This window comes from Malaciobacter canalis (genome assembly GCF_008000835.1).
GTDB lineage: Bacteria > Campylobacterota > Campylobacteria > Campylobacterales > Arcobacteraceae > Malaciobacter > Malaciobacter canalis.
In genome coordinates this window covers 1,904,959-1,919,208 of sequence record NZ_CP042812.1, presented here as the reverse complement: position 1 = coordinate 1,919,208, position 14,250 = coordinate 1,904,959, and the positions used below count along the sequence as shown (strand labels likewise).

The window sequence follows — 14,250 nt, the reverse complement described above, 5'->3', positions numbered from 1 at the left end:
CTAACTTTTTTCATACAAATTAATTTAGTTATATTGGTTATATTACTAGGTTATATTACCACGATTTTACAACATAAAACTCTTTTTAACACTCATACATAATATTTGAAAGATAGTTGATATAATCGTAGTTTGGAAGATGGTTTGATTTTTTGAACACTTATTGAACAATGTATAGTTGTTTTTGAACACTCACTTTTTTACAACATAAAGTAAAAAAACACCAAAACCACCATAAAATAGTACTTTCATTAAAAAAATGCCCCTTGGAATAGCACTTACTTTTTAAACACTACCCTACACTAGCATTGCTTACAATGCTTGGAAGTGCAATAGGTACTCAGCTATTAATTATGAGTAACTCTGAGCTTTTTAAGCTTCTATTGGCTTTTATAATACTTATTTATCTTTTTGTAAATAAAGTTGATATGTCAATCTCTATTTTTAAAACTTATCCAAAAAGCTCTTTTGTTGTTTATTCATTATTTACAGGGGTTGTAGGCGGACTTACTAATGTAATGGGACCTTTGCTTATGATATATGGAATTGAACTTAAGTATTCAAAAGCTGAGCTTATTCAAGCTATGAATATCTCTTTTTTATTTGGTAAAATTATTCAGATTGTGGTTTTTTTGATAAATGGAAGTTTTACAAGTGAGCATTTGTCATTTTCTTTTATGGCAATTTTTATAATCTCATTTTCACTATATTTAGGAATTAAGTTAAAAAAGAGAATGGATACCAAAGTTTATTTAAAAGTAATTAGAGCTGTATTATTTATTATTTCATTGATTTTAATCGCACAAGTGATAATATAAAGTATCAAATTAATTTTTTAACTTGATACTGTTTATTACTTAAGTTTTGTTTTTTCATCTTTTTTTATACCACAACTTTTTTTACCACAATTACAACCTTTATTTTTAGATATTGAATGATAGATATAATAAACTGCAAAAAGTGTTATTACTATTAATAATATTTTATCCATATAATTTTCCTTTTAAGTATGAGCTTTTGCTCATACTTATTATTTCATAGGTTTAGCTTCAACCCAAATAACCGCATCTTGGCTTAATTCTTTACCTTTATACTCTTTATCTGGACCTACACCAAGTGCGCAAAATCCCCATTGACCAGCTTTTGGAATGGCAAATGTAAACTCACCATCTTTATTTGCTTTTATTGTCATTGTTACAAATGAGTCTTGTGGTGCAGTAACTCTATCTTTACCCATTTTATTGTTTTTTGTATCTACATCTCTATTTAGATATTCAACTTCAATTTCAGCATAAGGAACAACTTTTCCTTTTGATTTTACTATTCCTGTAAAGCTTCCACCTTCCCAAATAGCATAAGGCTTTGTCAATGGAACAATTTCAGCTTTTAAGCCAAGCTCGCTATCCCAATCAGTTGGTGTACCTGCAACATTTATTATAGTTTTTGTAATTTGTTGAATATATGCATCTTCATTTTTTTCATAATATGGTTTTGGCTTTAATACTAAAATATGGTCACCCATTCTTCTAGCTTTATATTTTGATTCATATGCTTTTGCTTTATTATGATTTCCTTGAAAAGTAATAGAATTTAGACTTTTCATTAAATCTTTTTTCTTGCCTTTATTTATTACATAAAACTCTTCTACTCCTGCCATATCCATTGTATGCTCATCTGCAAATGGATGTGTAAATACATGCTTAAATTCAACAGTTTTCCCTTTAGGAAGAGCCATGTTATCAGTATAAAGCATTTGAAAGTGTGCAAATGCACTTGTTGCTAAAACTGTTGCAGCAATACTGCTAATCAAAATTTTCTTCATCTTGTTTTCCTTTTATATATTAATATTTATAGTCATTATCAATTATTAATTAGCTTTATCTTCACAAAGAAGATAAAGTTTTATACTATTCTGTTATATCAGAACCATTTATTTTTACTTGATGTCCTTCACCTGCATCAAAGATTGCAGTATAATCTCCACTTGGTTTATCAAATGTTACTTCACTATATTCATTCATTTTAGTGTTGAATATAATTTTTCCATCTTTTTCAACTTTAAATTTTACTCCTGTGGCACTACTTCCATCACTAAAACCACCCTCACAAGTGATTGTTCCATCTGCGTTATCAAAACAACTCATTATTGCACTATGTGCAAACATTGAACTTATCATAAAGCTTAATGCTAATACTATTTTTTTCATTTTTTTCCTTTCTTTTTATTAAATTGTATTTTTTTTAAATTAGACTTTATTTAGTCCTCCTTTCCAGTTTATACTTTTACTTGGATAAAAAGCCAAAATAAGAGTAATAAAAACTATTGCAAAATAGAATGCTGCCATGGCTTCCACTCCACTTAAGGAGAAAATATTTCCAACTGTAAAAGTTAAAGAAGACATTGCAATTCCTAAAAACACAGGGAAAAATATTGCAAATACCATCCATTTGTAACTATTTGTTTGCATTTTTACTACAATCATAGTTGCAATACAAGGTGGAGTAAGAATCATGAAAATTATAATTGCAGCTGCATGTAATGGAGTATAACCACTATTCTCAGCCATTGCTTCTTCTGCTCTTTTAGAATCGGCTTTGTTATTTTCATAAATACTTCCAAGTGTTGCAACTGCGCTTTCCCTTGCTGCAAAAGAGCTTAAAAATGCTACATTTATTTTCCAATCAAACCCAGCATATTGAGTAACTGGCTCTAAAGCTCTTCCTGTCATACCTAAAATTGAATTTTCAATTTTTTCGTTTTTCATCTCTCTTAAAACTTTTTTTCTATCTCTTGAGAGTTTTCTAATAGCTCTGTTTATTTTTTTTGCTTCTTTATCTCTTTTGGGTTTTAAGAATGTATAATAGTTTGCATTTATTAATTTAAATTTTTTATCAAGCTGTTTTGCATCTTCTTTTGATGTAGCTGCCATTCTTTTTGCTCTATAACCATCATAATAGTTTAATAAATCTGAAACCTCTTTTTTTGTATCTACTAGTTCATAATATTTGTTGTTTTTAATTTGTTTATCAAATTTACTTAAATATGCAAGTGATTGCTTTTCGTATTTTAAAGCTGATTCTTCACTTAATCCTGGAAACTCTAGCATTGCAAATAGTATAACTGCTACTGCTAATACAATTGTTACAACTTTTTTAATATATATCCACACTTTTTGGAAAGATCTTATAAATACACCTTTAATTGTTGGAACATGATAAGGAGGTAACTCCATTACAAAAGGAGCTGTTTGTCTTGTTTTTAGTACTGTTGTTGTTAAGAGTTTTGCAATTAATAGTGCAATAAAAATAGTAATTGTTGAAATGAAAAACATCATCAATGCCATTTCTGGTTTGAAAAAAGCTCCTAATAAAAGTGTATAAAAAGGCACTTTGGCAAGACAATTCATATATGGAACTGTTAATATTGTAGCCATTCTTGCTCTTTCATCACTAATTCCTTTTGTTGACATAACACCAGGAACTGCGCAACCTCCTACCATTGCTCCACCTAATACTAAAGGAAGAGTAGATTGTCCATGTAAACCAAACTTTTTAAAGATTTTATCAAGAATAAAAGCCATTCTTGGCATATAACCTACATCTTCCATAATTGCAATTAATGCAAATAGAATAAAAAATATTGGAATATAGTTTAATAATGCAATTGAACTATTTGTCATCCAGATAAAAAAATCTGTTATCATAGGCACTTGGGTAAAATCAGCTTTTGGTAATATATCAATGATAAAGTTTTTCATTGAAGCTAATATAGGCCAAGTATAATCTGTAAGTTTATATCCATAAACAATAGATATTTGGTAAACTAAGAATATAATAAATAGTAATATTGGTATTGCAAATACTCTATTTAATACTATCTTGTCAACTTTATCAGTTAAGGTTTCTTTATTTTTATTGTGATTTTTTACGCATTCATGATATATAACATCAGCAGAGTCATATCTAAATGTTGCAAGAAAAGAGATTGTATCTTTATCATGAAGTGTATGAAAACTCTCTATTTCTTTATCAATTTCTTCTTTTTTTATTTCTGAGCCAACATGTTCTAAAATAGTTGGATCTTCTTCAAGAAGTTTGATTGCAAGCCATCTTTTACTTAGGTGACTTTTACTATTTTCTAAAAGTTTTTCAATCTTTTCTATATGAATTTCTAACTCTTCATAGTTTATTTTAAACTCTTCATAGTGTGTCTTTTTTTCAAAAGTATCAGTAATCGTTTGCATAAGCTCTTTTCCACCAATGCCTTTTGATCCACTTGTCTCAACAACTGGACAAGAAAGCATTTTAGAAATCTTTTTTGAATCAATTTCTAAGCCTCTATTTTTTGCTATATCAATCATATTTAATACAACAATAACAGGTATTCCTATCTCTAAAAGTTGAAATGTAAGGTAAAGGTTTCTTTTTAAGTTTGAAGAGTCAATTACATTTACAATAATATCAATATTTTTTTCTTTTGAATTTGGATTACTCTCATCAATTATAAATTTTTTTGCAACTTTTTCTTCTTGTGAAAATGAGCTAAAAGAGTATGTTCCTGGTAAATCTACCATCTCAACTTTGTAATCTTCATATTTGAAAAATCCAGTTTTTTTATCTACTGTTACACCAGGATAGTTTGCAATGTGTTGTTCAATTCCACTTACAAGGTTAAAAATTGTAGATTTACCACAATTTGGTTGACCTGCAAGACCTACTTTTATTTGCTTCATATCTTAACCTCAATTAAAGAAGCTTCACTTTTTCTAATACTTATATAATAGTCTTGTATTTTTAATTCCATTGGGTCAAATAAAGGTGCTTCTCTAATAACCTCAATCTCACTATTCATAACAAAGCCCATATCTAACAGTCTTCTTAAAAGTTTTCCATCAGTTCTTATTTTTTTTATTTTTGCTTTTTGACCTTTTGATAAAGAATCAAGCATAATCATTTTTTTATTCAAAATATAACCTTTAGTAATTATGATAATCGTTATTGAAATATTAAGATATTAAAACTTAAAATATTATAATAAATACTTAAAAAAATAAAATTTCTTTTTTAGAAATTACCATAAAAAGGTTGTTTGTTATTAAAATGTCACTAAAATATGAAAAATTAAGAAGTTAAAATTATAAGAAAAAATTATAATTTTTATGAAGTTAGGTCATAAAACTACCCCTGAAACTCTTAAGATGTAAAATTCGCAAGAAACATCTGAAGATAAAAAATCAAGAAACAAAAAGGGACAATAAAAATGTTCCAGAGGCAGTTTTATGACCTATATACACTCCAAAAGGAGTGTATAAAATTAGAAACTATATACTAATGTAGCGTTTAATTGATTCATATCAGAACCAACCCAACCATTTACATCATCTGTATTAAAGTATGTGTATCCAACATTTGCTTTGATATTATCAGATACTTTGTATCCTAACCATAAAGTTGTTTCTTCAGCATCATACTCTTCTTGTGAATCTGTCTTATAATCATTAAAGATTCCATAAATTAAAGTAGCATTTAAATTTCCAAATGATTTGCTTAAACTTGCATAGTAAGTCTCTGCATTTCTATAATAAAAAGCATCACCTTCTTCAAATGGACTTAAAGACTCTCCAGCTGCTCCATATCCAATAAATGGGTCTTTGTCATCTCCAACTTTTGCATAACCAATAGCTGCATTAACTCCAAAGATTTTTGTACTAGCTTTTAAATGAAAAAAGTCAGTATCATCTTGATTTAAATCATCATCCATTTTTTGTTGAACATAGTCTGCTCTAATAGAAAATTTATCATAATCAAGATTTAATCTTCCACCTAATTTGTAGTGATTATCTGGTAAATATACATCATAAACAGTTGCTTTGATATTATCATTGAATTTATGAGTAATACCTAATTTATATGCACCTTTACTATCATTGATATTTTCCATAGGTCTATAATCTCTTGCATAAACTCTACCAATTTTTTTAGACCAGATTGCTTCAACTGCTGTATCACCAAATACTGCATCAAGTTTAACTGCATCATGTGTTTTTGCAAACCAGTCAGAAACAATAAATTGTCTACCAGCTTTAAGTGTGAAATTCTCATATTGATATTTTACAAAGAACTCTTCTGCATCAATGTCTTTTTCATCACCATTTTCATAAAATCTCTCACTAGCATCTCCACTACCTTTCCAAGTTTCAAGGCTATCATGCTCTTCAAATAGAGTTTTATATGCTCTAAATTTAGTAGTTAAACTAAGATTATTCCAAACACCTGTTTCATACTTTAATGCAAATGAACCAACACTATAAGCAGTGTCTTGATAATAGTTTCCTACTTTTTCATCAACATTTCTTGTTTCATAAGTAACTGCAACTTCTCCACTTACTTTTCCATTTGTTAAAGCTTCGTGTAAACTATTTGCACTCGCGAATGTGCATGCACTTAAAGCTAATGAAGCGATTAAGCTTAATTTGATACTTTTCATTGTTTTCCTTTTTCCAAAGTGTTTAAACTTTATTTTTACAGTAATTGGTAAAATTAAGTTTATTTTAAAAGTATAATTAATTAGTGGGTCTAAAAAGTAAATTTTTTATGTGATTATTTATAATTTTAAAGTTTTAAAAATTTTCTTTGCAGAATTCACTTTTTCGTTATATAATAAAGAAAAAGGAGAAAATATGACATATACATATCATAACCCAACATTAATAGAGTTTGGAAAAGAAAAAATCGAATCTATTTCTAGTTATATACCTAAAGATGCAAAAGTTTTATTTGTTTATGGTGGAGGATCTATTAAGAAAAATGGTGTTTATGAACAAGTTGTAAAAGCTTTGGAAAAATATGAATCTTTTGAATTTAGTGGAGTTGAACCAAATCCTACAGTTGAGACTATGAATAAAGCAGTAAAAATAGTAAAAGAAAAAAATATCAATTTTATATTAGCTGTTGGAGGAGGCTCTGTTATTGATGGATGTAAATATTTAGCAGCAGCTTCATTATATGAGGGTGATGCTTGGGACTTTTTAGATGGAACTGCACAACCTACAGAAGCTTTACCTTTGGGTGTGATTTTAACTTTGCCTGCAACGGGAAGTGAATCTAACTGTGGTTCAGTAGTTTCAAGAAAAACAACAAATGAAAAAAGATTTTTCTTTTCACCTAAAGTTTTTCCTATGTTTGCAGTTTTAGACCCAAGTGTTATGATAACACTTGATGATAGACAATTATCAAATGGATTAATAGATGCTTTTGTTCATACATGTGAACAGTATCTTACTTATCCAAATGACTCTTTACTGCATGATGGATATAGTGAAACTATTTTAAAAGGTTTAATTACTCTTGCAAATAATTGGAATAAAAGAGATACTTACCATTGGCAAGAGAATCTAATGCTTTTAGCAAATCAAGCTTTAAATGGATTTATTGGTTCAGGAGTACCTCAAGATTGGGCAACTCATATGATAGGACATGAACTAACAGCATTTTATGGTCTTGACCATGCAAGAAGTTTAGCAGTAGTTCAACCCCAACTTTTAAGAGTAATGTTTGAAGATAAAAAAGAGAAACTTTTACAAATGGGACAGAATGTTTTTAATATAGATGATGCACAAAAGACAATAGAAAAAATAGAAGAGTTATATCACTCTTTAGAAGTTTCAACAAATCTAAATGATTATGAAATAGATGATAAAGTTGTATCAAATATTACAAATGCTTTAGAAAAACATGAGATGACAGCAATTGGTGAAAAACAAAATATCACACTTGATAAGATAGAACAAATACTTACACTAACTATGAAATAAATCTAAAGGGGAAATATCCTCTTTAGATAAATAATATTTATAATTATATATTTATTTTTTCAGTAAAATAAATTTTAAAAGAATATAAATAACTATTAATATTATTTTAGCTACTATTTTAATACAAAAACAAATAAACAGGAAAAATAGTATGCAAAATATAATAAAAACCCTACTTATAATATGTATAACAACAATAGTATTAAATGCACAAGAATTAAAAAAAAGCAAATATGATATAAACCAATGTATAAAAATAGAATATACAAAAGAAGATATAAAAAAATATAAAAAATTAATACAAGAGGGTGAACTACAAGGATATAGTTGTGCAGGTATATACTATGCAAGACAAGGTAACTTTGATGAAGCAATAGATTACTTTAATAAAGGAAAAGAAAAAGGAAGTATAGAATCATATGCACAATTAGGAAGTCTATATTTAAGTTTTTTACATGATAATAAAAAAGCAGTTAAAAACTTTAAAGTAGCAGCAAATGCAGGACATGGAAAATCAGCACATAATTTAGGTGTGTATTATTATAAAAACTTTAAATATGATGAAGCATATAAATGGTTTATGAAATCATATGAAACAGGAGATATGAACTCACTAATTTCTATTGGACTGATGTATATAGACCAAAAAAAATATGATGAAGCATATAAATGGTTTATGAAATCATATGAAACAGGAGATATGAACTCACTAATTTCTATTGGACTGATGTATATAGACCAAAAAAAATATGATGAAGCAATAAATACTTTTAAAAAAGCTGGAAAGTTAGGCTATGCTCAAGCATATCATAGTCTAGGAATATTTTATAGAAAAAATAAAGCAAGAAAAAATGATGAAGAGGGAATAAAGTATTATAAAAAATGTTATGAAATGGGATATGGATTATGTGCGGGTGCCATAGGACAATATTATGAAGAAGATAGGAAAGATTATAAAAAAGCAGAAGAGTGGTATAAAAAAGGTTTTAAACTTAAAAATGAAGAGTCAACTTCAAGATTGGGTTTATTATATGACGAAATATTAAAAGATTATGATAAAGCAATTTATTGGTATGCAAAAGGATTTAATGAGGTTAAGTGTATAGATTGTGCTTTTAATTTAGCTATGTTATATAATATTGATAAAAAAGATTATAAAAAAGCAGAAGAGTGGTATAAAAAAGCTGCTAATTTTAAAGATATAGGTGCAATGTATAACTTGGGTTATATGCTTGAATATGATTTAAAAGATTATAAAAAAGCAGAAGAGTGGTATAAGAAAGCTGCTAAATTAGGACATAAAAAAGCTATTAATAAACTAAATGCTTTAGGAGTATCATATGAGTAATGATATAACTAAAGGAAATGCATTTCATAAAGAGGGTGAAGTAGTACACTTAAATGAATTTTGTACTAAAGAGAATGAAGCAATAGAAGAAGATATAAAAACTAGAATCGCTTATATGGTTATATCAAATGAAGATATTAAAGAACTATTAGACTCAAATAACGATAAACAAACTATCTTAAATAAAGTAATAGAAGAATATAAACCTTATTTGATAAAAGCTGTAGAAAAAGAGAGTACTGAAAATAATAAACCCTTGATTTTTGATGATTTACGTGGTGTAACTGAACAAATAGTTGATAAAAAATTGGTAAAACTTTGTACCACTCAATTGTATAACTCAAAATCTTATGGAAGTGTATTAAAAGCAAAGAAATATCATCATGCATATAAAAAAGTATTAGAAAAAAATCTAAAAGAGAATCTTGAGAAAAAAAGTACATCTTTTTTTACATATAATAAAAATAGTTGTCAACAAATTTTAAAACAAGAAGTAAATAAAACTTCAAAAAAACCAAATAAAGATGAACAAGCATATATAGTACTATCTATGCCATATGTTTATAATATAAAAGATGGTTCTAAAACAAAAGAGTTAGAACTAATATCTTATGAAGATAAAATAATAGCCTCTTTTATGCCGGAGTTAATAGTCGAATATGGAATATTTTTTGATGGAACAAATAATAATATATATAATATAGATTTTTATAAAAACTTTAAAAAGTTTTTAAAAGAGCCTGCAAAAGATATAGAAGATGGATTAAATGAAAATGATGAGTTTGGTAAACCAAAATTAAAAGATAGAAAACAAGGAACAATTGAAGAATACATCCTTTCAATAGATAACCCAGAGTTTACAAAAAAAACAAAAAAAATGATTATAAATCAAATGAACAACGCTTCAATAAGATATTTTGATAGTAAATCGGTTTTTATTGTAGGCAAGGATGAAATTATAACTACTAAAAAAGCAGAAAAAGATTCAAAAAAAGTATTTGATTATTTACTTGATGTAAAAAATAGTAAAAAAGATGCAAAAGAAAAAACTATTTCTGATTATATAATAAAAGAAATACTTCCAGATGATAATGAAGATAGTAGCTTTACAAATGGTGAAACAAATATTAGTAGATTATATGAACTTTATGATGGAGATGATGTAAAGAAAAACAAAGATGCTCTTCCAAATACTAGATTTAAACTTTATGAAAGTGGTTCTGGAACTTTTAATCCTTTTATACAAAAAGATTATGAAGATGACTCTGTAGTTGGATTGGGTCTTGGAATGGGAGAGAGTGGAGTAATAGCACATTGTTTATACTCTTGTATAAAAATAGCTGAACAATTAAGAAAAGATTCAATAACACATATAGATGAACTAGTTTTAGATGTATTTGGATTTAGTAGAGGTTCTACTAGTGCAAGACATTTTATTTGTACACTTTTGAAAAATACACAATTGGTAAAAAATGAAAAAAGAGAATATACAATAAAAACAAAAGATAGTAAAGATATTTTTTATGAATTTTTTGGAAGTAATGGTTATGTAAGAATTGGAAGTAAGACTATTTTTAATCCACTTAGAACAGATATAGAGTATATTAATCCAAATAACAATAATCATAGAGTTTATAATCCTTTTTATAAAGAAAAAGAGATAACAATTGAATCAATCTCTTTTAGATTTGCAGGATTGTTTGATACAGTAACACATTATGGAATTATGCAATCAAATGATTCTGATGATTTAAATATAAACTTTTTTGAAAATGATAATAATAAAAAAGTAGGGCATGTAATTCATCTAATGGCAGATGATGAGTTTAGATATAACTTTGAAGCATACTCTATCTTTACAAATATAAATAAGCACTATTATAAACAAAGTACAGAAAAAAGAGAAGATGGTGGTGCAAGATTTGAAGAGTTCTATCTTCCTGGAGCACATGCAGATGTGGGAGGGGGATATAATGAAGAAAATGAATTGGTTTATCTTGGTGATTTTATAATAGAAGAGAAAAAACTACCTGAATACTTAAGAAAAAATATACAAAAGTGGAATAATAAATATAATTGGTTAAAAAATAATGCATTAATACAAAAAGATTCAAAAAAAGAAATAAAAGAAATGAAAGAAAAACAAAAAGAAAGAGAAAATGAAATAGAGAAATTAAAAAAAGAACTAGAAAAAGAAAATAAATCAAAAAATGAGAAAGAGAAACTAAAAGATGATATTGAAAAATTGGAAAATAAAGAAGGTTTTTATTACTATATAAAAAATCAATATAAACTTAATCCAAGAGAAGATATTTGGGGAAACTCTTCAAATTGGGAATATCATTTACATTTATATATGTATAAACCAAAAGTATCAAATAAATATGAACATGTAGCTATGAGATTAATGTATGATAAAGCTGTATATGTAGATTCAAAAACACAAAAAAATAGAAAAGATGAGTTTGAGATGGTTCCTTTTGGTAAATTTAATTATAGTTTTAAAGATGATGAAACTTTAAAAGAAACATATAAAGCACTTAAAGAGCATAAAGTTTTAAAAAAAGAGAATACAAAAATATATAAAGAGTTAAAAAACAACTATTTACACCACTCTTCACAAGTTGGAAACTTTGTAAATAAACCTTCAAATGAGAAAAAAGATGAATATGAGCTATATGGAAAGAGAGTTATTTATTCTACAAAGGGCAAAGAGTTTACTAGAGGATGATTAGTGTTTAATTAATTTTACTCTATTTAAATGGTCTCCTCGTCTGTTTTAATCACTCCCTAGAGGGAGTGCATAATAAGTTATTAAAACTTATAATTAAGTCTTAAAGTTGCTGATCTTGATGCTCCTGGCATTGTACTTGATCTCCAATAATCTTTATCAAATAGATTTAAAATACCAAGTGTAATATTTACATCTTTATATTTCCAACCTAATAATGAATCTACTCTATTGAAACTATCTAAAGTACTTTCATTTCCACTTCTATCATAGAAGTATCTTTTCCCTACATGTGTAACTCCAAGTTCTGTATAGAAGTTTTTTGATGAAGGCGCATATCTTACAAAAATATTTCCATTGATATTTGCAGTGTTACTTAAGTAATTACCCTCATTATCAGGATTTGATTTATCTTTTATAACTTTTGCTTGCATTGTTCCTATAGAAGCTCTTAGATAAAAGTCTTCATAAACTTGACCAATTATACTTAGTTCTGCTCCTCTTGATCTCTCTTTCCCTCTTTGATACCATTTTGTTAAATCAGGTTCCCAATCAGGTCTATATCTAATATTAAAATGTTCAATTTGATATAAAGAAAAAGTACTACTTAGTTTATTATCAAACCAATCACTTTTAATTCCTACTTCATACTGTTCATTGTATTCAGGTTCATCATTAAAAGTGTTAGAATCAGCACTAGCACTTACACCTAAATAACTATTTCCTCCATAAGGTGAAAAACTTTTATTATATGAAGTATAAATAGTATGATCTTCATTTATATCATAAACAACTCCTACTCTTGGGCTAAAAGAGTCACCATCATAAGAGCTGTGATTATTTGAAATATCTGAAGAACTAAATGAGTATTTATCAAACCTTCCACCTAAAACTAGTTTTAAAGAAGGAGTTAAAGAGATAATATCTTCTAAAAAAATACCTTTTGAAACCCCTTCATGCTCATTTTTTATTAGTGCATCTTTCTTTTCAGTTCTTGTCCATGAAGAAGAATCAAAAGGGTCAAATAATTGATTTCTTGTATAGTATAACTCTGGAGTTCTTTTCTCTTTACTGTAATCAACTCCTAAAGTTAAATTATGCAAAATATTACCTGTTTTTACTTCACCATTAAGTGTTAATGTATTTGAAATTGTCTTATTTTCTGTTTCTTGCCATGCATAACTTTGATTTAAAAGTTTAGTAGTAGTGTCATAACTTCCTAAATAGTAATGGTCAAAATTTTGTTCAGCTTCTCTATATGCAGCTGCCCAATTTAGACTCCATTTATCATTGATTTGATAATCTAAACTAGATCTTAATATTTGTAATCTATCTTCTACATAATCTCCATTGTGAGCAAAAGCTTTGTCATAAGATATACCCATTAGGTCATATTGTGTCTTATTTGGACCTCTATCAGGTGTTCTTTTTGCATAATCATAAGTATATTGAGCTGTCCATTTTAAATTATCATTGTTTGTAATAGTAATACTTGGAGAGAACATTTTACTTTCATTTTCTATATTTTTTTGAATGCTATCTCTAAAAGTTTCACCTTTTGTCACATCACTTACAAATCTAATTGCAACATTCTCATTTACTACTTGATTTATATCTAAATTTGCTCCTTTGTTCTTCCAAGAGCCCATTGAAAGACCAACATTACTAGAATTATCAAAGTTTGCATATTTACTTACCATATTAATAACTCCCCCACCATTACTTCTTCCATAAAGCAATGAAGCAGGTCCTTTTAGTATCTCAACCCTTTCAATATTAGCAGTGCTTCTTCTTACTTGTCCACTTTCTCTAATACCATCTCTATAAATATCATTTGTATCAGCTCTAAAACCTCTAATAAAAATATTATCACTTCTCATGTCATATGTAGTATCAATACCAGCATTTCCTTCTAGTATTGAACTTAAATCATTTGTTCCATAGTTTTTGTTTTTTTGAATATTTAAAGTATCAATAGTCATAGGAGTTTGTTTTATGCTCATATTATTTCTTGTAATAGAAGCATTTTCATAATTTACATATCCTTTTGTTATATCGTCTTCTTTCATAGCTTCAATATAAACAGTTGGAAGGACTGCGTTAAACTCTTTTTTCTCTTTGTTACTTTTTTTGTTTTCAAGGGATTTTGCATTAAGTAAGCTTTGTGCTGTTGTTAAGCTTAGCATTACTACAAAAGATGAAGTAACTAATTTTTTCATAAATTTCCTTTGTGTATGTGTATAATATTAATAATAATTATCAATAATATTTTAGGGCGCGGATTATTACATAGGAAAGCTTAAAAAATTATAATACACTTTAAAATTATTTAAATTTTGAGAAGAGTTAAAGAAATA

General features: G+C 27.3%; 11 protein-coding genes. 4 read left to right on the top strand and 7 right to left on the bottom strand.

Annotated elements, in window-relative coordinates; genetic code table 11:
* Window positions 1-308 precede the first annotated feature (308 nt).
* On the top strand, window positions 309-818 hold the full coding sequence (locus tag ACAN_RS09470) for a TSUP family transporter (RefSeq protein WP_228150632.1): 510 nt from the start codon (window positions 309-311) through the stop codon (window positions 816-818).
* Window positions 819-853: 35 nt separating this feature from the next.
* Here ACAN_RS09470 and ACAN_RS09465 read toward each other — a convergent pair whose 3' ends face one another.
* From ACAN_RS09465 to ACAN_RS09440, 6 genes are all read right to left on the bottom strand, one after another.
* Window positions 854-991 (bottom strand): FeoB-associated Cys-rich membrane protein, encoded by a 138-nt coding sequence (locus ACAN_RS09465; RefSeq protein WP_099334358.1) that lies wholly within the window; start codon window positions 989-991, stop codon window positions 854-856.
* Between the two features lie 39 nt (window positions 992-1,030).
* Window positions 1,031-1,822 (bottom strand): DUF4198 domain-containing protein, encoded by a 792-nt coding sequence (locus tag ACAN_RS09460; protein ID WP_099334357.1) that lies wholly within the window; start codon window positions 1,820-1,822, stop codon window positions 1,031-1,033.
* An 85-nt stretch (window positions 1,823-1,907) separates the two neighbouring features.
* The gene (locus ACAN_RS09455; RefSeq protein ID WP_099334356.1) at window positions 1,908-2,207 is read right to left on the bottom strand and encodes a hypothetical protein; all 300 of its coding nucleotides are present in this window, start codon (window positions 2,205-2,207) and stop codon (window positions 1,908-1,910) included.
* Window positions 2,208-2,246: 39 nt separating this feature from the next.
* The gene (gene feoB / locus ACAN_RS09450; protein WP_099334355.1) at window positions 2,247-4,733 is read right to left on the bottom strand and encodes a ferrous iron transport protein B; all 2,487 of its coding nucleotides are present in this window, start codon (window positions 4,731-4,733) and stop codon (window positions 2,247-2,249) included.
* Window positions 4,730-4,966 (bottom strand): FeoA family protein, encoded by a 237-nt coding sequence (locus tag ACAN_RS09445; RefSeq protein ID WP_322863368.1) that lies wholly within the window; start codon window positions 4,964-4,966, stop codon window positions 4,730-4,732. Before ACAN_RS09445 ends, feoB begins: the two co-directional genes overlap by 4 nt.
* A 348-nt stretch (window positions 4,967-5,314) precedes the next feature.
* The gene (locus ACAN_RS09440) at window positions 5,315-6,487 is read right to left on the bottom strand and encodes an Opr family porin (protein WP_099334354.1); all 1,173 of its coding nucleotides are present in this window, start codon (window positions 6,485-6,487) and stop codon (window positions 5,315-5,317) included.
* 193 nt (window positions 6,488-6,680) lie between these two features.
* Here ACAN_RS09440 and ACAN_RS09435 point away from each other — a divergent pair, with 193 nt between their 5' ends.
* The 3 genes from ACAN_RS09435 (at window position 6,681) to ACAN_RS09425 (ending at window position 11,893) form a co-directional block, all read left to right on the top strand.
* Window positions 6,681-7,814 (top strand): iron-containing alcohol dehydrogenase, encoded by a 1,134-nt coding sequence (locus tag ACAN_RS09435; RefSeq protein ID WP_099334353.1) that lies wholly within the window; start codon window positions 6,681-6,683, stop codon window positions 7,812-7,814.
* Window positions 7,815-7,965: 151 nt separating this feature from the next.
* Window positions 7,966-9,162, top strand: coding sequence for a tetratricopeptide repeat protein (locus ACAN_RS09430; protein ID WP_147525216.1), 1,197 nt, complete (start codon window positions 7,966-7,968; stop codon window positions 9,160-9,162).
* The gene (locus ACAN_RS09425; RefSeq protein WP_147525215.1) at window positions 9,155-11,893 is read left to right on the top strand and encodes a T6SS phospholipase effector Tle1-like catalytic domain-containing protein; all 2,739 of its coding nucleotides are present in this window, start codon (window positions 9,155-9,157) and stop codon (window positions 11,891-11,893) included. Before ACAN_RS09430 ends, ACAN_RS09425 begins: the two co-directional genes overlap by 8 nt.
* An 83-nt stretch (window positions 11,894-11,976) precedes the next feature.
* Here ACAN_RS09425 and ACAN_RS09420 read toward each other — a convergent pair whose 3' ends face one another.
* A complete protein-coding gene (locus ACAN_RS09420) occupies window positions 11,977-14,112 on the bottom strand; it encodes a TonB-dependent receptor (RefSeq protein ID WP_099335410.1) in 2,136 nt (711 codons plus the stop codon).
* Window positions 14,113-14,250: the final 138 nt, after the last annotated feature.